This is a genomic window from Streptomyces sp. CB01373 (genome assembly GCF_002803075.1).
Taxonomy (GTDB): domain Bacteria; phylum Actinomycetota; class Actinomycetes; order Streptomycetales; family Streptomycetaceae; genus Streptomyces.
In genome coordinates this window covers 76,743-96,534 of the sequence record NZ_NNBK01000016.1, presented here as the reverse complement: position 1 = coordinate 96,534, position 19,792 = coordinate 76,743, and the positions used below count along the sequence as shown (strand labels likewise).

The window sequence follows — 19,792 nt, the reverse complement described above, 5'->3', positions numbered from 1 at the left end:
TGCGAGGGGCCGCCCTGTTGTGGAACGCGGGGGTGTTATGCGCCGCCCGCACTCGTGTGGGCCTGCCACCGGGCGGTGATCTCCGCTACCTGGGCGGCGAAGAGGGCGTCGACGACGCGCCGCGTGAGTATCCGCGCCCACGCCTGGCTGGGCCAGGTGCACGGCGGACCGCAGGGAGGGCGTTTCCGTTGTCCTCTGCTTCTCAGCCGTGGGATCCGTTGAGGTCGGCTCCCGTCGAGCAGCCCTCGCCCTTGAGGGCTTGGACAAAGGTGCTGAAGGCTCCGGCTGGGAAGGTGAGGGTGGCTCCGGCCGGGGCTTTTGAGTCGCGGACGGCTGTGTGGGTGGGGGAGTTCGCGATCTCGACGCACTCGTTGCCGTCGCCCGGGCCCGAGTAGGACGACTTCCGCCAGGTGTCCATGGGGTTCCTCACAACTCCTTCGCCAGCCTGTGGACGAATTCACGCGACTGTGCGGGTTCGAGTGACGCGGCCTCCACCTTACGGAAACTCGTTCGGTAGGTGTTGAGCTGAGCCTCGGAATCAATGAAGGCCGAGCCGTGCAGTGCGTCGCGGACCACGGTGTCGAGCTTGGGCAGGGGGCCGCCCACGTACGTCATCGTGCTTGAGGCGCGGGCGAAGCCGTCCAGGTCGAAGGGGATGACCCGCACGGTGATGTGGTCGGCTTCGGAGAGCTCGAGGAGGCGGACGAGCTGAGCCTTCGAGGTGGCACGGTCGCCGACTCTGATCCGGAGTGCCGCCTCATGGATCACCGCTTCGTACCGGATGGTGAACTCCTGGCGTGCCTTTCGGTGCCGGATACGCAACTCCAGTTCATCATCGGTCAGTTCCGGCAGCCTGGACGAGAAGACGGCACGCGCGTAGTCCTCCGTCTGCAGCAGACCCGGCACGTACAGGATCGCCACGTGGCGCAGGAACCGGGCGTGGTGCTCCAACTCGGACAAGTCCAGGAATGACGTGGGCAGGAGGCCCCGGTACTCCTCCCACCAGCCCCGTGTTCGATCGGCGGCCATCGCCACCAGGGCGTCGATGAACTCGTGGTCGGTGCAGGCGTAGTGGGAGGCGAGACGACGGAGTCGCTGTTCGCTCACGCCGGCGAGTGCGGACTCGATATGGGTGATCTGGGCGGGGCTCACGCCGAGCAGCGCGGCTGCCTGACGGGAGTTGAGGCCTGCGGCCTCGCGGAGTCTGCGCAGTTCGGTTGCCAGCCGCATCTGGCGTGCTGTCGGTTCGCGCCTCTTCACCATCGACTGGTCTCCCTAACGCGCGTGTGGACGCGACTCGTTCGGCGTCAGATTACGCGAGCGGCTTGCCGCGTCCCTATATTTAGATCTACCGTCGGTGACGCGACGCACACGCTGCGGTACCGCGGGGTGCCGCCGTATGCCCAACCGCTCACTCACCGACCGGAGTTGACTCATGTCCGAAACCGGTACCGGCGCAGTCGCCGAACCCTGGGAGTACTGCCTCTACATCCCCAACGACCTTCGCGCCGTCACGGTCAGCCGCCGCACCCTTCGCCTGATCCTCACCATGCACGGCCTGATCCGCCTGGTCGACGTGGCCGAACTGCTCGCGACGGAGCTGGTCTCCAACGCCGTACGGCACACCAAGGGGCCCGCCGCCCTGCGGGTGCGCTGGGCGGCGGGCGTGCTGCGGATCGGGGCGTGGGACGCCGACCCCGCGCCGCCGGAGCCGCCGGTACCGCTGGAGCAGGCCGTGGACCTGGAGGAGGGACGCGGGCTGGCGCTGGTCAAGGCCTGCGCGGACCTGTGGGGGTGGCAGCCGCTGGCCAGGGAGGGCAACCGGGGCAAGGTCGTCTGGTGCGAGCTGGCCGCCGCCTGACCGACAGGTCAGCGCGTCACCGGAAACGCCGCCGCGAACCGCACCGCCGAGCACTCTGCGTCCCACCCACACCTCCGGCCCACCTACGGGTGGGTCACCGTCCAGGGTGCTTCGCCGCCCTCTTCCCGCTGATCGGGGACCGCGCACGGGCCGTCTCCATCGCGGGCTTCATGTGGGGACTCACCGGCCTGCTGACCTGGCAGGCCGTCCGGATCCTGCGGCGCACCCGGCGGCTGTGACGGTGCCGGGGCCTGCCGCTACCGCCCGTACGGGTAGCCGTACGGGCCCTGCTGCACCGTCTGCGCGGACGGGGCCGCCCCGTACCCGGCGGCCGCCATGGCCTGCGGCGTCCGCCGGTCGAACATGGCGAACAGCAGCATCCCCGTCGCCGCCAGCAGGCACATGATGATCACGACGCCGAGCACCGCGGAGGCGTCGCTGTCGTCGGGCACGAGGAACAGTCCCGGTGTCACGGTGCACTCGTACAGCACGAAGGCGGCGAACGCGCCCCAGTCCGAGCCGAGTCCGCGGCGGATCGCCACGTACAGGAACGGCACCCACGCCAGCAGGCCCAGCGAACCCCAGACCAGGACGGACCAGACGATCCGCTGGAACCAGCCGGCCTCCAGCCGCTTGTCCATCTCCACCCCCAAGAGCTCCGCCGCACGAGGACGGAGTCGTCGCAGGCAAGGTTAGGCCACCTGGCGACGTGGACCGATACCGTCAGGAAGTCTGCTTCAAGGCCGTGACGATCCGCTCCGTCAGCTTCTTCGCCGTCGCCGCCCCGTTGTCGTGGCCGTCCGTCGACATGACGCTGACGACGTTCGTGCCGACCCGGGCCGCGACGAGGGTCGTGCCGTTCTCCCAGGCGGAGTCCGTCAGGGTGATCGTGTAGGCCGCGTCGCCCAGTCCGGACGTGGCCCGTCCGGTGACCTTGACCTTCGAGTGGGTCTGCGAGTCGGTGAAGCCGGTGCAGGCCGTGACCGCCTTCTCCAGGGCCTCCATGACGCGCGCCGCCGTCGTACCGCGGTAGGCGTCGATCTCCTGGGCGATGTCCTCGGAGGTGTTCTTGCTGACGTAGTCGTTCTGCGCGAAGGACACGCCGGTGATCCCGGCGATGTCTATCCAGGCGGTGCCGCCGAGCCTTGTGCAGTCCGGCTTGGCCGCCGGGGCGGTCGACGGGGGCGTGTAGGTGTCGCCGGAGTCCCTGGCCCCGCTCGGGTCGACGGCGAAACCGGAGGCGAAGAACGACGCCGGGGCGAGGGCCTTCTTCAGCTGGGTGCCCGTGAGCAGACCGGCGTTGGGGTCGCCGGCGGACGCCGAGGACGCGTGGCCGGCGGAGCCGGACGAACCGGAGCCGGAAGAGCCGCAGGCCGTCAGGGTCAGGACCAGGGGGAGCGTGGCCACGGCGAGGGCACGGGCGGCGCGGAACGCGAAGTGCATGCGAGGTGCTTTCTGGGGTTGGGGCCGCCACAGAGGCGTGGCGAGCGGACCCTATGACGCCCGAGGAGACCGGACCGGTTGCGGTCGGGGACAACACGCGTGTTTTTACGGCGTCTTGTGTGATTCTTGTGCCCTGTGAGGCGATCGCTTTTCGGGTCGTGGAGGTTCCGTCGGCTAGCGTGCCTCCGCACACGTGCAACACGCGCGTACACGACAACAGGGGTGGGGATGGCCGAGCACCGGCAATCGAAGAAGCGCAGGTACATCACATGGGCGGCGGCCGGGGCCGTCGTCGTCGCCGGCGCCGGGATCGCGGCCCAGACGTCCATGGCGGCCACCGCCTGGCCCGCCCAGAAGACCTTCACCGGCCGGGCCTTCGACACCTGCACGGCGCCCTCGCTGAGCGCCATGAACGCCTGGCGCACCGACAAGTACTACGGCGCCGCCGCCGTCTACATCGGCGGCAAGAACCGCGGCTGCGCCCAGCCCAACCTCACCGCCTCCTGGGTGAAGTCCGTCAGCTCCCAGGGCTGGAAGCTCATCCCGCTGTACGTCGGGGCCCAGCCGCCCTGCCAGAAGAGCGCCAACCCCGAGCGGCTCACCGCCGCGACCGCCGCCTCCCTCGGCACCGCCGACGCCAAGGACGCGGTGGCCAAGGCCTCCGCGCTCGGCATGAAGGCGGGCAGCCCGGTCTACCTCGACATGGAGCCGTACGACATCACCGACAAGGCGTGCAACGACGCCGTGCTCACCTACGTCCGCGCCTTCGACAAGGTGCTGCGCGACAAGACCTACCGCGCCGGCTACTACGGCTTCACCAGCTCCAGCGCCAAGGCCATCGCCACCGCGACCAACAAGACCGACCTGCCGGGCAACCTCTGGTACGCCCTCTGGGACGGCAAGGAGACCACCACCACCGACTGGCCCTGGGGCGCCACCCAGTTCACCGACCACAGCCGCGCCCACCAGTACATGGTCAACAGCAAGGAGACGCGCGGCGGCGTCACGATCACCGTCGACCGCGACTGGTGGGACGCCCCGGTCGCCATCACCGGCTGATCCTGCCGGGTTCCGTCACGCGTTTCCCCCTCGCCGGACGCCGTGTCGGTCCTCCCCCTGAGCGACGGTGCCCGAAGTCGTGGTGAATCGTTGGTCGAATGGGTTGGCCGGAGCCCGGCCGCTGCCTACTATCGATCACCGCAAGACTTTGTGCGCCCGCCCGTCGCCCGACCACCACCCCTGGTGGAGGCGCTGCGCGCCGCACCTGTCGAAGCAATCTCCACCACGGGAGGTTTCCTTGCACCGCCGCCGTCGCACCGCGCTCGTCCTGTCCGCCGCGCTCCTCGCGGCGGCACCCCTGCTCACCGCCTGTGGAAGCGACGCGCATCCGGGCGCGGCGGCCGTGGTCGGCGGCCAGCGGATCACCTTCGGGCAGTTGCAGAGCCGGGTGAGCGAGGTGCGCGAGGCGCAGCGGGCCGCGGTGCCGGACGAGGCGCAGTACCAGCAGGCCGTCGCCTCGACCGGCACGCTCACCCGGGACACGCTGCACCAGATGGTGCTCGACCGGGTCCTCGACCGCGCCGCCCGGAACGCCGGCCTCACCGTCAGCCGCAGCGAGGTCCAGCAGCTGCGCACCGGTCTCGAACAGCAGGCGGGCGGCGCCAAGGCGCTCGAGGACACCTGGCTCCAGCGGTACGGGGTGCCGCCGCAGCGCCTCGACGACAACCTCCGCCTCCAGGTGAAGGCCCAGAAGCTCGCGACCCATCTGCACACCGACGCCGGCCAGCCGGCCTTCTGGAAGGCGCTGTCCGAGGCCTCCGCCGACCTCCACGTCGACCTCAACCCGCGCTACGGCACCTGGGACGTCGAGAAGAGCACCCTGGTGAACGCCAAGACGCCGTGGCTGCGGGACGTCTCGGCGTCCCAGAACCAGCAGTCCACCTGACCGGACGCCGGACGGTCGCCGGGCGGCCGGCTGCCGGACGGCCGGGACTGTGGACAACGGGGCCTGTGGACAACCGGGCCGGGGGCAGCCCCCGGCCTGTGGACAACTCAAGGTGACCTCAGTCGCGTGCGTTACGTTCGGAGCGTGAACACCACCAGCGCGACCACCTCCGCAGCGGCCCCGGGCCGGATCGTCCTGCTCACCACCAGCCACCGGGTCGCCCCCGGACTGCTGTCCTGGCCCGCCTGGCAGGCACTGCGGTCGGCGGACCGGGTGCTGTGCGCGGACGGCGCGCATCCGCAGCTCCCGTATCTGCGGGAGGCCGGCACCGCCGTGGACGAGGCGGCGCCGAGCGCGGAGGAGCTGGTGGCCGCGTGCGCCGGCGGCCGTACGGTCGTCGTCGTGGCCACCGGCGAGGGCGAGCCCGCCCTGACCGACGGACTGGCCCGCCTGGCCGGATCCGGCCGTGTGCAGATGCCCGAGCTGGAACTGCTGCCCGCCTCCTACGACCTGCCCGGCGCCCGCCTGCTCGACCTCGTCCAGGTCATGGACCGCATCCGCGCCGAGTGCCCCTGGTCGTCCCGGCAGACCCACAAGGGCCTGGCCAAGTACGGCATCGAGGAGGCGTACGAGCTGGTCGAGGCGATCGAGGACGGCGACCGCGAGGAACTGCGCGAGGAACTGGGCGACGTCCTGCTCCAGGTGGTCTTCCACGCCCGTATCGCCGAGGAGGACCCCGAGGAGCCGTTCTCCATCGACGACGTGGCCGGCACCATCGTCGCCAAGCTGATCCACCGCCACCCGCACGTCTTCGGCGACGAGACCGCCACCACCCCGGAAGAGGTCAAGGCGCACTGGCTGCGCACCAAGGCCGAGGAGAAGCGGCGCACCTCCGTGACCGAGGGCGTCCCCCTCGGCCAGCCCGGCCTCGCCCTCGCCGCCAAGCTGGCCTCCCGGGTCCGCACGGCGGGCCTGGACGTCCCCCTCCCGGCGGGCGAGGGCTTCGGGTACGAACTGCTGGCCCTGGCCGCCCGTGCCGAGGCCGAGGGCGTCGACCCGGAGGCGGCCCTGCGCGCGGCGGCGCGCGCTTACCGGGACGTGATCATAAAGACGGAGGGCAACTGAGGCCCTGAGCGGCCGCGCGGTACGCGACTGCACCGCGCGGACGCCCCGGCGCTAGGGTCGGCCCCATGCACGACCAGCCACCCACCCTGTTCACCTGGGAGTTCGCGAGCGACCCCTACCCGGCCTACGCCTGGCTGCGCGAGCACGCCCCCGTGCACAGGACCCGCCTCCCCAGCGGGGTCGAGGCCTGGCTGGTCACCCGGTACGCCGACGCCCGGCAGGCCCTGGCCGACCAGCGGCTGAGCAAGAACCCGGCGCATCACGCCGAGCCCGCGCACGCCAAGGGCAGGACGGGCATCCCCGGCGAGCGCAAGGCCGAGCTGATGACCCACCTGCTGAACATCGACCCGCCGGACCACACCCGGCTGCGCCGGCTGGTCAGCAAGGCGTTCACCCCGCGCCGCGTCGCCGAGTTCGCCCCGCGGGTGCAGGAGCTGACCGAGGGACTCATCGACGGGTTCGCCGGACGCGGCACCGCCGACCTCATCCGCGAGTTCGCCTTCCCGCTGCCCATCTACGCCATCTGCGACCTGCTCGGCGTCCCCCGCGAGGACCAGGACGACTTCCGGGACTGGGCAGGCATGATGCTGCATCTTCCCGGGGGGGAGTCCACGGACCCCCGGCGCCACGGCAAGAGCCCCCGCGGCGGAGTCGCCCGCTCGGTGAAGAAGATGCGCAGCTATCTCGCGGAGCTCATCCACCGCAAGCGCGAGGCGCTGCCGGCGGAGCCCGTCCCCGGCGAGGACCTCATCTCCGCCCTCATCCGCGCCTCCGACCACGGCGAGCACCTCACCGAGAACGAGGCCGCCGCCATGGCCTTCATTCTCCTGTTCGCCGGTTTCGAGACCACCGTCAACCTCATCGGCAACGGCACCTTCGCCCTGCTCACCCACCCCGAGCAGCGGGACCGGCTCCAGCGGTCCCTCGCCGAGGGGGACAGCGGCCTGCTGGAGACGGGCGTGGAGGAACTCCTGCGCTACGACGGACCGGTGGAACTGGCCACCTGGCGCTACGCCACCGAGCCGCTCACCATCGGCGGGCAGGACATCGCCCCCGGCGACCCGGTCCTCGTCGTCCTCGCCGCCGCCGACCGGGATCCGGAGAGGTTCGACGCCCCCGACGTCCTCGATCTCGGGCGACGTGACAATCAACACCTCGGCTACGGACACGGCATCCACTACTGCCTCGGCGCACCGCTCGCCCGTCTGGAGGGCCAGACCGCGCTGGCCACCCTCCTCACCCGGCTTCCGGATCTTCAACTGGACGCGGATCCAGCCGACTTGCGCTGGCGCGGCGGGCTCATCATGCGCGGACTGCGGACGCTGCCGGTGCGGTTCACCCCTGGTCGGTAAGTCGGAGGGAAGCCGGACAAGGCCGGAAAAGGCGCCTGCCGCCGCATCACCCCTACCCACTGGCGGCCCGGACATGACACAGCGTCAGCTGTGTGATCTTCACGTGATCTGTGCGGCATGAACTTGTGACAAGCGAGCGTCAGCGGCTACTTTCACCCATCAGCGTGGCGCCGAGTCGCGGCCGCCACGCCGGTCAGCGTTGTCGCACGAAAGGTCTCCGTATGCTCTCCGGGAACGGCCGTCACCGTCGGCCCCGTCAGGCTCCGGCCCTCCTCGTCGCCGCTGGAGTGACCGGATCCGCCATCGCCATCCCGCTGATGGCCGCCGGCGCCGCCAGTGCGGCCGACGGCAACACCTGGGACAAGGTGGCCAAGTGCGAGAGCGGCGGCGCCTGGAGCTCCAACGCCGGCAACGGCTACTACGGCGGCCTGCAGATGACGCAGGACGACTGGGAGAAGTACGGCGGCCTCGACTACGCGCTGAGCGCCGATCAGGCGAGCCGGTCCCAGCAGATAGCCGTGGCCGAGAAGGTGCTCGCCGACAAGGGTCCCGGCGCCTGGCCGACGTGCGGGCTGCTCTCCGGTCTCGGCGAGAAGTCCGAGGCGGCGAAGGTCGACACCGGAGTGGGCGATACCGGATCCGCCAACTCCTCCGGAAAGTCGCTCACCGGCGACCTCGGTCTGTCGAACTCGTCACAGACGCCGGCCGACTCGTCCGGCTCGTCGGACACCGACCCCGGTTCGGCCGACTCCTCCGACTACCCGGGCGAGTCCCCCACCACGTCCTCACCCTCGCCGTCCTCGCCGGCCTCGCCGGCCAAGAAGGGCAAGCCGGGTAAGTCCGACACGTCACACGATGTCGCCGCGAGCGGGTCCCAGTCGCCCGACACCTCGCCCCCGGCCGCGCCGGAGCGGGGCGACACGGACAAGTCCTGGCAGGTCGGCGGCAGTTCGGCCCTGGTCGACACCGGGGCGCTGGGTGGCGGACGGCACCGCGGCGGCAGTGCCGTCGAGAACCTGGTCGACAACCACACGGCCGCCTCCGCCGGCCGCCACGCCGCACGCGCCGGCGACTCCTACACCGTTCGCGCCGGCGACTCCCTCGAGTCCATCGCCGACTCCCTTGGCGTGCCCGGCGGATGGGATGCGCTGTACGCCGCGAACAAGGGCGCGATCGGGTCCGACCCGAACCACGTCTCCGCCGGTCAGACCCTGAATGTCCCTACCGAAACGCCCCAAAAGTAGCGGGAGTTCACGTCACGCTTCGCCCCGAATGCCCGATTCGGGGAAAGTGTGGGATGAGTCTCAGAAGCCCTGATCGTCTTTGGAGTTCGGCGGAGCGCGTGCCTACGGTCGTGACCGCTCGTCACCGCGAGCCCCGGCTGCCGCAACGCCGAATCCTGCCAGCGGCCGCACGGGAACAGTCGTCGCGTCAAGCGCCGTGGGCAGGAGCGGGGGACCCAAGGTAGGCGCCGCGCCGGGCAGTTGACCGGAGCGGCTAGGGGTGGAGCCGTGCCTCGTGTACGAGGCACGGCCGGGCAACTCAACCGGCCCGAACCCGACAGCTCACCTCGCAGGCGTCGGTGAGGGGATCCATCCATGCTGTTCTCCAGCAAGGGCAAGCACCGCCGTCCGTCCAGGACCACCCGTGTCGTCGCGCTCGCCGGTGTCGCCGGCGCCGCGGTCGCCGCCCCGCTGATGGCGGTCGGCGACGCCTCCGCCGCCACGGCCTCCCAGTGGGACGCGGTCGCGCGGTGCGAGTCCGGTGGCAACTGGTCCATCAACACCGGCAACGGCTTCTACGGCGGCCTGCAGTTCACCAACTCCACCTGGGCCGGGTATGGCGGCACCTCCTATGCGTCGCGCGCCGACCTGGCCTCCAAGTCGCAGCAGATAGCCGTCGCCGAGAAGGTCCTCGCGGGTCAGGGCAAGGGCGCCTGGCCGGTCTGCGGCAAGGGCCTGTCCGGCGCCGCCTACACGGGCAGCGCCCCCGCGTCTTCGTCGTCGTCTTCGTCGTCGAACGGCAGCTCCGCCAAGAGCACCACCACCCGCTCGACCGAGCGGCAGGCCGCCAACCGCTCCGCGACGCGTCCGGCCCCGAGCGGGACCGTCACCACGCCGACCGGCAAGAAGGTCGAGAAGGGCGACGGCGAGTACAAGGTGGTCTCCGGCGACACCCTCAGCTCCATCGCCGCCCGCCACGGCGTCCAGGGCGGCTGGCAGAAGCTGTTCGAGCTGAACAAGGACATCGTCGACAACGCCGACCTCATCTACCCGGGCCAGCAGCTCCACCTGAAGTAAGGGCCCGTCCCCGCCCTCCACGGGCTCCCCGCCCCGGCGCGTTCCCCCCTGCGCGCCGGGGCGGGGCTTTTTTCGTCTCCCGCACACCGGCCCGTTCCCGAAGATTCCCCTCCCCTTTGTTCCGAACAGGAACAAAGGGTACTGTCACTCTGTCCATGAGGCGGTCGGTCGGCCGGTCGCCGCCCCGGGACGGTTAGGCTCTAGTCGCAGGGCTCACGCCCCGCACTTTCAGCGTCACATCCCAGAAGGAGATGCTCGTGCCGTCCATCGACGTCGTCGTAGCCCGGGAAATCCTGGACTCCCGAGGCAACCCCACGGTCGAGGTCGAGGTCGGCCTCGACGACGGCAGCACCGGTCGTGCCGCCGTCCCCTCCGGCGCCTCCACCGGCGCCTTCGAGGCCGTCGAGCTCCGTGACGGCGACCCCAACCGCTACCAGGGCAAGGGCGTCGAGAAGGCCGTCCTCGCCGTGATCGAGCAGATCGGCCCGGAGCTCGTCGGCTACGACGCCACCGAGCAGCGCCTGATCGACCAGGCCATGTTCGACCTGGACGCCACCGACAACAAGGGCTCGCTGGGCGCCAACGCCATCCTCGGCGTCTCCCTCGCCGTCGCCCACGCCGCCTCCGAGGCCTCGGACCTCCCCCTCTTCCGCTACCTGGGCGGTCCGAACGCGCACCTGCTGCCGGTGCCGATGATGAACATCCTGAACGGCGGCTCGCACGCCGACTCCAACGTGGACATCCAGGAGTTCATGATCGCCCCGATCGGCGCGGAGTCCTTCTCCGAGGCCCTGCGCTGGGGCACCGAGGTCTATCACACCCTGAAGAAGGTCCTGAAGAGCAAGGGCCTGTCCACCGGCCTGGGCGACGAGGGCGGCTTCGCCCCGAACCTCGGCTCCAACCGCGAGGCCCTCGACCTCATCCTCGAAGCGATCAAGGAGGCCGGCTACGCGCCCGGCGAGCAGATCGCCCTCGCGCTCGACGTCGCCGCCTCCGAGTTCTACAAGGACGGCAAGTACCTCTTCGAGGGCAAGGACCGCTCCGCGGCGGAGATGACCGAGTACTACGAGGAGCTGGTGGCCGCCTACCCGCTCGTCTCCATCGAGGACCCGCTGTTCGAGGACGACTGGGCCGGCTGGAAGGTCATCACCGACAAGCTCGGCGACAAGGTCCAGCTCGTCGGCGACGACCTGTTCGTCACCAACCCCGAGCGTCTCGCCCGCGGCATCGAGGAGGGCGCCGCCAACGCGCTGCTCGTGAAGGTGAACCAGATCGGTTCGCTCACCGAGACCCTGGACGCCGTCGAGCTGGCCCAGCGCAACGGCTTCAAGTGCATGATGTCCCACCGCTCCGGCGAGACCGAGGACGTCACGATCGCCGACCTGGCCGTCGCCACCAACTGCGGCCAGATCAAGACCGGCGCCCCGGCCCGCTCCGAGCGCGTCGCCAAGTACAACCAGCTGCTGCGCATCGAGGAGATCCTCGACGACGCCGCGGTGTACGCGGGCCGCTCGGCCTTCCCGCGGTTCCGCTCCGCCCAGTAGGCACGACAAGGGCCCGGCCGCCACGGCGGCTGAGCCGCACAGCGTACGGCTTCGCCCGTCGCACGTACGTCCCCGTACCCGGTCCCGTACCGTGTCCGGGGACGTACGCACGTGTGTGCGCGGGCACGAACGGGAGGCGGGACGATGGCCGTCAAGGACCGGGACCGGTTCTCCACCACGACCAGGATCAGGTTGCTCGGTGAGCAGACCGCGGCCCGCGTCTACCGTTCGCAGACCCGGCGCCAGGCCCGCCGCTCCCGCCTCACCGGCCGCGCGGCGCTGCTCGCGCTGGTGCTGTGCTCGATGGTGGTCGCCCTCGCGTACCCGATGCGGCAGTACGTCTCCCAGCGCGCCGACATCGCCGACCTGCAACGCCAGAAGCGGCAGGCCCAGCAGCGGGTGGAACAACTGCGCGACCTCAAGGCACGCTGGCAGGACGACGCCTACGCCGAACAGCAGATCCGGCGGCGGCTGCACTACGTGAAGCCCGGGGAGACCGGCTACTCCGTGGTCGAACCGGGCCCGGCCGAGCGGTCCCGCGCCGAGCGGGGGACGGCCCGCCGCCCCTGGTACGCCAACGTCTGGGACGGAGTCGACAAGTCCGACGCCTCCGACCAGTGAACTGACAGAGAGATGTACGCAAGGCATGGAAACCCCACCGCCGTCCACTGAGCGCACCGAGCCCACCGAGGCGGACATCGAGGCCTTCGAGCAGCAGCTCGGGCGGCCGCCGCGCGGGCTGCGCGCGATCGCGCACCGCTGCCCCTGCGGGCAGCCCGACGTCGTGGAGACGGCACCGCGGCTGCCCGACGGCACGCCCTTCCCCACGCTGTACTACCTGACGTGCCCGCGCGCCGCCTCGGCCATCGGCACGCTGGAGGCCGACGGCGTGATGAAGGAGATGACGGAGCGGCTGGCCACCGACCCGGAACTGGCGGCCGCGTACCGGGCCGCGCACGAGGACTACATCCGGCGCCGGGACGAGATCGAGAAGCTGACGGGCTTCCCCAGCGCGGGCGGCATGCCGGACCGGGTGAAGTGCCTGCACGTCCTGGTCGCCCACTCGCTCGCCGCGGGGCCCGGTGTGAACCCGCTCGGCGACGAGGCGATCGCGATGCTGCCCGAGTGGTGGCGCAAGGGCCCGTGTGTGACGCCCGCGCAGCCGCCGTCCGGCGAGGGGCGTCAGACCGGGACCTCCGAAGGCGGCCGGTCCGCCGCCGGTCCCCTGGAGACCGGGGAGGACGGCGCATGACCCGGGTCGCCGCCGTCGACTGCGGTACGAACTCCATCCGTCTGCTGGTCGCGGACGCCGACCCGGCGACGGGCGAACTGCGCGAGCTGGACCGGCGCATGACCATCGTGCGGCTCGGCCAGGGCGTCGACCGCACCGGCCGGCTCGCCCCCGAGGCGCTGGAGCGGACCTTCGCGGCCTGCCGGGAGTACGCCCGGGCCGTCAAGGAGCACGGCGCCGAACGGCTGCGCTTCGTGGCCACCTCCGCCTCCCGGGACGCCGAGAACCGGGACGAGTTCGTGCGCGGGGTGATGGACATCCTCGGCGTCGAGCCCGAGGTGATCTCCGGTGACCAGGAGGCGGAGTTCTCCTTCACCGGCGCGACGAAGGAGCTGACGGGCCGTACGGACCTCGCCCGGCCCTTCCTGGTGGTCGACATCGGCGGCGGCTCGACGGAGTTCGTCGTGGGCGACGACCACGTCCGCGCGGCGCGCTCGGTGGACGTGGGCTGCGTCCGCATGACGGAGCGTCACCTGGTGCGGGACGGGGTGGTCACCGACCCGCCGACGGAGAAGCAGATCGCCGCCGTACGCGCCGACATCGAGGCCGCGCTCGACCTCGCGGAGAAGACGGTCCCGCTGCGCGAGGCGCGCACCCTGGTGGGCCTGGCCGGCTCGGTGACGACGGTGTCGGCGATCTCCCAGGAGCTGCCCGGATACGACTCGGCGGCCATCCACCACTCGCGTGTCTCCCGCGAGCGCGTCCGCGAGATCAGCGACCGCCTGCTGCGCTCCACGCACGCCGAGCGCGCGGCGACCCCCTCCATGCACCCGGGCCGTGTCGACGTCATCGGCGCGGGCGCGCTGGTCCTGCTGGCCGTCATGGAGCGGATCGGCGCGAAGGAGGTCGTCGTGAGCGAGCACGACATCCTCGACGGCATCGCGTGGTCCGTGGCGTAGGCTCGTCCTCCCCCTGGTTCTACTGGCCAGTAGCCTGCGGTTGAGCAGTTCGGATACCGTGTGAGCGCACCCGGGGGCCCGTTCGGCGCCCCCCGGTGACGTTCCGCCAGTAAAACTTCGTGAAGTTCTTCACAAGGAATTCGCCCGTGTCAAGGGCCGAAAGGGCCTCCGGGGGCCTTTTCGGGGTCTCAGCAGGCGGAAAGCGGTGCTCGGGTGAGCGCCGGGAAGTGGTTCCGGAAGGGCCGCGCGGCCCCTCGGCGGGGGACCGACTTCGGTCAGATGAGCAGCTCACGCGGTCTTGACAACGGTCCGAACCGGACGGCGGCCGCCTGTGGCCATCAGAGCTCGCCGAACGGGGGCGCGGAGTTTACCACAGGGGCTGTCGAACCTTGTGAAGGGGCGCACGAGCGACCCCCCTGGAGCAGGTGGATACTCGATGCCATGAGCACCACGGAGCGTCCCAGGATCCTCGTAGTAGGCGGTGGGTACGTAGGCCTGTACGCAGCTCGGCGCATCCTCAAGAAGATGCGCTACGGAGAGGCGACCGTCACGGTCGTCGACCCCCGTTCGTACATGACCTACCAGCCCTTCCTCCCCGAAGCCGCAGCCGGCAGCATCTCGCCCCGGCACGTCGTCGTCCCGCTGCGACGCGTGCTGCCCAAGGCGGAGGTCCTCACCGGCCGGGTCACCACCATCGACCAGGACCGCAAGGTCGCCACGGTCGCCCCGCTGGTCGGCGAGGCGTACGAGCTGCCCTTCGACTACCTGGTCATCGCGATGGGCGCGGTGTCCCGCACCTTCCCGATCCCCGGCCTCGCCGAGCAGGGCATCGGCATGAAGGGCATCGAGGAGTCCATCGGACTGCGCAACCACGTCCTGGAGCAGCTCGACAAGGCCGACTCCACCACCGACGAGGAGATCCGCCGCAAGGCGCTCACCTTCGTCTTCATCGGCGGTGGCTTCGCCGGCGCCGAGACCATCGGTGAGGTCGAGGACATGGCCCGGGACGCGGCCAAGTACTACAACAACGTGTCCCGCGAGGACATGCGCTTCATCCTCGTCGACGCCGCCGACAAGATCCTCCCCGAGGTCGGCCCCAAGCTCGGCCAGTACGGCAGGGAGCACCTCGAGGGCCGCGGTGTGGAGGTCTACCTCTCCACCTCCATGGAGTCCTGCGTCGACGGCCACGTGGTGCTCAAGAACGGCCTCGAGGTCGACTCCAGCACCATCGTGTGGACCGCGGGCGTCAAGCCCAACCCGGTGCTGTCCCGCTTCGGTCTGCCGCTCGGCCCGCGCGGCCACGTCGACTGCGCGCCCACCCTCCAGGTGCAGGGCACGGACTACATCTGGGCCGCCGGTGACAACGCGCAGGTGCCCGACCTCGTCGGCCGCCGGGCGGGCAACGAGAACGCCTGGTGCCCGCCGAACGCCCAGCACGCGCTGCGCCAGGCCAAGGTCCTCGGCGACAACGTGATCTCCCAGATGCGGGGCTTCCCGCAGGGGGACTACGAGCACGCCAACAAGGGCGCGGTCGCGGGTCTCGGCCTGCACAAGGGCGTCGCGATGATCGTCATGGGCAAGATGAAGATCAAGCTCAAGGGACGCCTCGCCTGGTACATGCACCGCGGCTACCACGGCATGGCCATGCCGACCTGGAACCGGAAGATCCGCATCTTCGCCGACTGGACCCTCGGCATGTTCCTCAAGCGCGAGGTCGTCTCCCTCGGCGCCATGGAGAACCCCCGCGAGGAGTTCTACGAGGCCGCCAAGCCCGCGCCGGTGCCCGCCGCCGCGGGGAAGACCGAGGAGAAGGCCAAGGCCTCCTGACCCAGGCCTCCCGGCTTCCGGGTCTCTGACCTCCGGGCCGTACGGCCTCCCGGTCCGACGCACGAACCGAAGGACCTCCCGCCATCCGTGGTGCGGGAGGTCCTTCGGCGTTCCGCCCGTCGTGACACGGAGCCGTTGCGGTGGAACGGTGGTGTTTGCCCAGTCGTAACTCCGTTGCGGGACTGCGCCCGGTGCGTCCCGGTGTTTACGTGGTGGATGACATTCCGGCGTTCGTCGTCATGGAGGTGTGCACCATGCCCGATGCCGCGCTGCGGCTCACACGACTCCTCGAACAACTGGTGGGGACCCCGCTTCCCGTGCGCGTCCGCGCCTGGGACGGTTCCGAGGCGGGGCCGCCGGACGCACCGATGCTCGTCGTACGCAACCGCCGGGCCCTGCGGCGGCTGCTGTTCAAGCCGGGCGAACTGGGCCTGGCCCGCGCCTGGGTGGCCGGCGACCTGACCGTCGAGGGCGACCTCTACACCGCGCTGGAACTGCTCTCGGGCCTGATCTGGGAGCGTGGCGAGGACGCCCCCGGTCTCGCCGGGACGCTGCGCGACCCGCAGGCCCGCGCCGCCGTCCGCGGCCTGGTGAAGCTGGGCGGCCCGCCGCTGCCGCCCGCCCCGCCGCGCGAGGAGGTCCGCAGGCGCCGCGGCCGGCTGCACACCAGGCACAGCGACAAGCGCGCCATCAGCCACCACTACGACGTCGGCAACGACTTCTACGGGCTCGTCCTCGGCCCCTCCATGGTGTACTCCTGCGCCTACTGGCCGGCCCGCGAACCCCTCGCCACCCTCGAACAGGCCCAGCACGACAAGCTCGAACTGATCTCGCGCAAGCTGGACCTGAGGCCCGGTCGGCGCCTCCTCGACGTCGGCTGCGGCTGGGGATCCATGGCCGTCCACGCGGCCCGCGAGCACGGCGTGGGCGTCGTCGGCGTCACCCTGTCCCAGGAGCAGGCGGCGTACGCCCGCAAGCGCGTCGCCGACGAGGGGCTCACGGACCGGGTGGAGATCCGCGTCCAGGACTACCGGGACGTGGACGACGGCCCCTACGACGCGATCTCCTCCATCGGCATGGCCGAACACGTCGGCGCCGCTCCCTACCTGCGGTACGCGCGTGATCTGCACGCCCTGCTGAAGCCCGGCGGGCGGCTGCTCAACCACCAGATCGGCCGCCGGCCGCAGCGGGACGAATCCGAGTACCACGTGGACGAGTTCATCGACGCCTACGTCTTCCCGGACGGCGAACTCGCCCCCGTCGGCTCCACCGTGACCCAGTTGGAGCGGGCCGGCTTCGAGGTCCGCGACGTGGAGTCGATCCGCGAGCACTACGCGCTCACCCTGCGCCGCTGGGTGGCCAACCTGGAGGCGGACTGGGACCGGGCGGTGCGGCTCACCAGCCCCGGACGCGCCCGTGTCTGGCTCCTGTACATGGCGGCCTCCGCGCTCGCCTTCGAACGCAACCGCATCGGGGTCAACCAGGTGCTGGCCGTGCGGACCCCCGCGTCCGGCGACTCGGGGATGCCGCTGCGGGCCCGCACCTGGGGCGCCCCGCCCGCCTAGCGCACGCCGCCCGGCTCCATACGCCACGGGGGCCCGTTCCGTCATGGAACGGCCCCCCTTTGGCGCCGAGGTCGCACAGGCGACCGCTACTCCGACTTGATGGCCTGGAGCATGTTCAGGCGGGCCGCGCGCCGGGCCGGCCACAGGGCCGCCAGCACGCCGACCGCCGCCGCGAGCAGCAGGAAGACGACCAGCCGCGACCAGGGCAGGATCAGCTCGTACGTCGACAGGCTGGAGCCCAGCAGCTCACCGGCCGCCCAGCCGAAGAAGACGCCGAGCCCGATGCCGAGGACACCGCCGAACAGGGAGATCACCAGGGACTCCAGACGGACCATCCGCTTGATGCCCTTGCGGTCCAGGCCGATGGCGCGGAGCATGCCGATCTCCTGGGAGCGCTCGAACACCGACATCGCCAGGGTGTTGATGACTCCGAGGACCGCGACGATCACCGCCATGGCGAGCAGGCCGTAGAGCAGGTTCAGCATCAGGGTGAAGATCTGCGCGATGCCGTTGGAGATGTCCTTCTTGTCCTGGATCTTGATCGCCGGGTTGGAGCCGAGGGCCTCCACCAGCCGGTCCTTGGTCGCGTCGGACGCCCCGTCGGAGGTCTTGACCATGACCTGCATGTCGTTCGGGCGGGACTCGTGCGGCGTGAGGGTGGCGTTGTCCAGCATGATCCCGCGGATCATCTCGTTGCCCTCGTAGACCCCGGCGACGGTCAGGCGCTGCTTCTTGCCGTCCTCGAAGGAGGCGGTGAAGACCGAACCGGCCTTCCAGTCGTGCGACTTGGCGGTCTTGTCGTCGACGACGACCTTCGTGCCGCCGACCGTGAAGGAGCCGTCGTCGACCCGGAGATCGGTCAGCTCGCGGATCGCCTTGCCGTTCACCCCGGTGAGGAACTCGGTCTGCCCGTCGATGCGGGAGGGCGCGTTGCGCAGCGGGCTGGTGGCCGTCACGCCCTCGGTGGCGCGCAGCTTGCTGTCGACGTCCGGGGAGAGGAAGTTGCCGTTCGCCATCGACACCACGTAGTCGGCGCGGATCGCGGACGAGGCCATCTTGTCGATCGCGTGCTGGAGGCTGCCCGCCATCACGGTCATACCGGTGATGAGGGTCAGGCCGATCATCAGCGCGGACGCGGTGGCGGCCGTACGGCGCGGGTTGCGTACCGAGTTCTGCCGGGCCAGCTTGCCGGAGACGCCGAAGGCGCGCAGGACGGGGGCCGTGGCGGCGATCAGCGGACGGGACAGCAGCGGGGTCAGGATGAACACGCCGATGATCAGCAGCACCGCGCCGATGCCCATGGGCGCCTGGGCGGACTGGATGTCGTCCATCGTCGTGGCCGCCAGGACCGTGGCGACACCGGCGGCCGAGAACAGGGCGCCGATGGTGTTGCGCAGCACCAGCGACTTGGCGGTCGCCTGGGCGTGCAGGCTGCTCATCGCCGCCACCGGCGGGATCTTGGCAGCCCGGCGGCCGGGCAGCCACGCGGCCAGCATGGTCACGAGGACACCGACCGCGAGGGCGGCGACGACCGTGCCGGGCGTGACGACCAGCGGCCCGTCGGGCACGGTGGCGCCCATCGAGCCCAGCAGGGACTTCAGTCCGGCGCCGATGCCGATGCCCGCGACCAGACCGGTCACGGCGGCCACCGTGCCCACCAGGAACGCCTCGATCAGCACGGACCGGGTGACCTGGCGGCGGGAGGCGCCGACCGCGCGCAGCAGCGCCAGTTCCTTGGTGCGCTGGGCGACCAGCATGGTGAAGGTGTTGGCGATGATGAACGTGCCGACGAACAGCGCGATGCCGGCGAAGACCAGCAGGCCCTGACGCAGTCCGCTCATCGAGTCCGAGATCATCCGCGCCTGGTCGTCGGCGAGCTTGGCGGCGGTGGTCGTCTCGGTCTTCCCCTTCGGCAGCACCCGGTCGAGCTGCGTCTTCAGCGCCGCCTGGCTGGTGCCCGCCTTCGCCTGCACGTCGATCTCGTCGTACGTGCCCGGCTTGCCGAACAGCTTCTGGGCGGTCGCCGTGTCGAACAGGGCGAGGCTGCCGCCGGCCGCGACGTTGCCGTCGTCGGTGGTGAAGATGCCGCTGACGGTGGGCTTCAGGACGGGGCCGTCGACGGAGACGCGGACGGTGTCGCCGACCTTGTACCCGGCACGCCGGGCGGTCTCGGAGTCGATGAGGACCTGGTTCTCGCCGTGCGGGGCGGCGCCCGACTTGAGCGGGTAACGGGGGTCCTTCGTGCCCCAGTAGTTGCCGCCCTGGGACTGGAAGCCGCCGCCGATCAGCTTGCCGTCCTTGTCGGCGATCGCGGTGAAGCCGTGCACGACGCCGATGACGGAGCCGGCGCCGGGGACGCGGGCGCTCTCGTCCAGCAGCGCCTGGGTCAGCTCGGGCCGCTTGCCGACCTGGTCGCCCTTGCTCTGCTGGAACTTGGACCGCACGGCCACGTCGACATGGTCGAAGCCCTTGGCGGAACTCTTCTGGAACGCGTCCGAGATGGTGTTGGTGAAGACCAGGGTCCCCGACACGAAGGCGACGCCGAGCATCACGGCGAGCACAGTCATGAGGAGCCGGGCCTTGTGCGCGAGTACGTTGCGCAAGGCTGTGCGGAACATGGGTTCGTCTCAGTCCAGGGTG

The 19,792-nt window shown here is 70.8% G+C and carries 19 protein-coding genes and 1 riboswitch; of the genes, 14 read left to right on the top strand and 5 right to left on the bottom strand.

Annotation, left to right across the window (positions count from 1 at the left end; translation table 11 throughout):
- Window positions 1–202 precede the first annotated feature (202 nt).
- The gene (locus CG719_RS25610) at window positions 203–418 is read right to left on the bottom strand and encodes a DUF397 domain-containing protein (protein ID WP_100571040.1); all 216 of its coding nucleotides are present in this window, start codon (window positions 416–418) and stop codon (window positions 203–205) included.
- An 8-nt stretch (window positions 419–426) separates the two neighbouring features.
- Complete coding sequence (locus CG719_RS25605; RefSeq protein WP_100571039.1) at window positions 427–1,263, bottom strand: helix-turn-helix domain-containing protein; 837 nt, start codon at window positions 1,261–1,263, stop codon at window positions 427–429.
- A 172-nt stretch (window positions 1,264–1,435) separates the two neighbouring features.
- Between CG719_RS25605 and CG719_RS25600 the strand changes: the two genes are divergently transcribed.
- The gene (locus CG719_RS25600) at window positions 1,436–1,861 is read left to right on the top strand and encodes an ATP-binding protein (protein WP_100571038.1); all 426 of its coding nucleotides are present in this window, start codon (window positions 1,436–1,438) and stop codon (window positions 1,859–1,861) included.
- An 89-nt stretch (window positions 1,862–1,950) separates the two neighbouring features.
- On the top strand, window positions 1,951–2,100 hold the full coding sequence (locus CG719_RS35505; RefSeq protein ID WP_159024952.1) for a hypothetical protein: 150 nt from the start codon (window positions 1,951–1,953) through the stop codon (window positions 2,098–2,100).
- Between the two features lie 18 nt (window positions 2,101–2,118).
- Here CG719_RS35505 and CG719_RS25595 read toward each other — a convergent pair whose 3' ends face one another.
- Window positions 2,119–2,502, bottom strand: coding sequence for a hypothetical protein (locus CG719_RS25595; protein ID WP_100571137.1), 384 nt, complete (start codon window positions 2,500–2,502; stop codon window positions 2,119–2,121).
- Window positions 2,503–2,584: 82 nt separating this feature from the next.
- Window positions 2,585–3,304: a hypothetical protein gene (locus CG719_RS25590; protein WP_100571037.1), complete on the bottom strand. Its 720-nt coding sequence runs from the start codon at window positions 3,302–3,304 to the stop codon at window positions 2,585–2,587.
- 228 nt (window positions 3,305–3,532) lie between these two features.
- Between CG719_RS25590 and CG719_RS25585 the strand changes: the two genes are divergently transcribed.
- The 12 genes from CG719_RS25585 (at window position 3,533) to CG719_RS25530 (ending at window position 17,152) form a co-directional block, all read left to right on the top strand.
- Complete coding sequence (locus tag CG719_RS25585) at window positions 3,533–4,363, top strand: glycoside hydrolase domain-containing protein (protein WP_100571036.1); 831 nt, start codon at window positions 3,533–3,535, stop codon at window positions 4,361–4,363.
- 238 nt (window positions 4,364–4,601) lie between these two features.
- Complete coding sequence (locus tag CG719_RS25580) at window positions 4,602–5,249, top strand: SurA N-terminal domain-containing protein (protein WP_100571035.1); 648 nt, start codon at window positions 4,602–4,604, stop codon at window positions 5,247–5,249.
- A gap of 144 nt (window positions 5,250–5,393) precedes the next feature.
- A complete protein-coding gene (locus CG719_RS25575) occupies window positions 5,394–6,374 on the top strand; it encodes a nucleoside triphosphate pyrophosphohydrolase (protein WP_100571034.1) in 981 nt (326 codons plus the stop codon).
- A gap of 65 nt (window positions 6,375–6,439) precedes the next feature.
- Window positions 6,440–7,726 (top strand): cytochrome P450 family protein, encoded by a 1,287-nt coding sequence (locus CG719_RS25570; protein WP_100571033.1) that lies wholly within the window; start codon window positions 6,440–6,442, stop codon window positions 7,724–7,726.
- A gap of 221 nt (window positions 7,727–7,947) precedes the next feature.
- Window positions 7,948–8,970: a LysM peptidoglycan-binding domain-containing protein gene (locus tag CG719_RS25565; RefSeq protein ID WP_100571032.1), complete on the top strand. Its 1,023-nt coding sequence runs from the start codon at window positions 7,948–7,950 to the stop codon at window positions 8,968–8,970.
- Window positions 8,971–9,152: 182 nt separating this feature from the next.
- Window positions 9,153–9,320: riboswitch (cyclic di-AMP (ydaO/yuaA leader) on the top strand.
- A 4-nt stretch (window positions 9,321–9,324) separates the two neighbouring features.
- The gene (locus CG719_RS25560) at window positions 9,325–10,026 is read left to right on the top strand and encodes a LysM peptidoglycan-binding domain-containing protein (protein WP_100571031.1); all 702 of its coding nucleotides are present in this window, start codon (window positions 9,325–9,327) and stop codon (window positions 10,024–10,026) included.
- Window positions 10,027–10,277: 251 nt separating this feature from the next.
- Window positions 10,278–11,570, top strand: a complete 1,293-nt coding sequence (gene eno / locus CG719_RS25555) for a phosphopyruvate hydratase (RefSeq protein ID WP_100571030.1) — start codon at window positions 10,278–10,280, stop codon at window positions 11,568–11,570.
- A 144-nt stretch (window positions 11,571–11,714) separates the two neighbouring features.
- Window positions 11,715–12,191 (top strand): FtsB family cell division protein, encoded by a 477-nt coding sequence (locus CG719_RS25550; RefSeq protein WP_100571029.1) that lies wholly within the window; start codon window positions 11,715–11,717, stop codon window positions 12,189–12,191.
- Window positions 12,192–12,216: 25 nt separating this feature from the next.
- Window positions 12,217–12,822, top strand: coding sequence for a DUF501 domain-containing protein (locus tag CG719_RS25545; protein ID WP_100571028.1), 606 nt, complete (start codon window positions 12,217–12,219; stop codon window positions 12,820–12,822).
- Window positions 12,819–13,760 (top strand): Ppx/GppA phosphatase family protein, encoded by a 942-nt coding sequence (locus tag CG719_RS25540; RefSeq protein ID WP_100571027.1) that lies wholly within the window; start codon window positions 12,819–12,821, stop codon window positions 13,758–13,760. The genes CG719_RS25545 and CG719_RS25540 overlap by 4 nt, the downstream gene beginning before the upstream one ends.
- A gap of 441 nt (window positions 13,761–14,201) precedes the next feature.
- Window positions 14,202–15,587, top strand: coding sequence for an NAD(P)/FAD-dependent oxidoreductase (locus CG719_RS25535; protein ID WP_100571026.1), 1,386 nt, complete (start codon window positions 14,202–14,204; stop codon window positions 15,585–15,587).
- Window positions 15,588–15,841: 254 nt separating this feature from the next.
- Window positions 15,842–17,152, top strand: a complete 1,311-nt coding sequence (locus tag CG719_RS25530) for an SAM-dependent methyltransferase (RefSeq protein WP_100571136.1) — start codon at window positions 15,842–15,844, stop codon at window positions 17,150–17,152.
- Between the two features lie 86 nt (window positions 17,153–17,238).
- Here CG719_RS25530 and CG719_RS25525 read toward each other — a convergent pair whose 3' ends face one another.
- Window positions 17,239–19,770: an ABC transporter permease gene (locus CG719_RS25525; RefSeq protein WP_100571025.1), complete on the bottom strand. Its 2,532-nt coding sequence runs from the start codon at window positions 19,768–19,770 to the stop codon at window positions 17,239–17,241.
- Window positions 19,771–19,792: the final 22 nt, after the last annotated feature.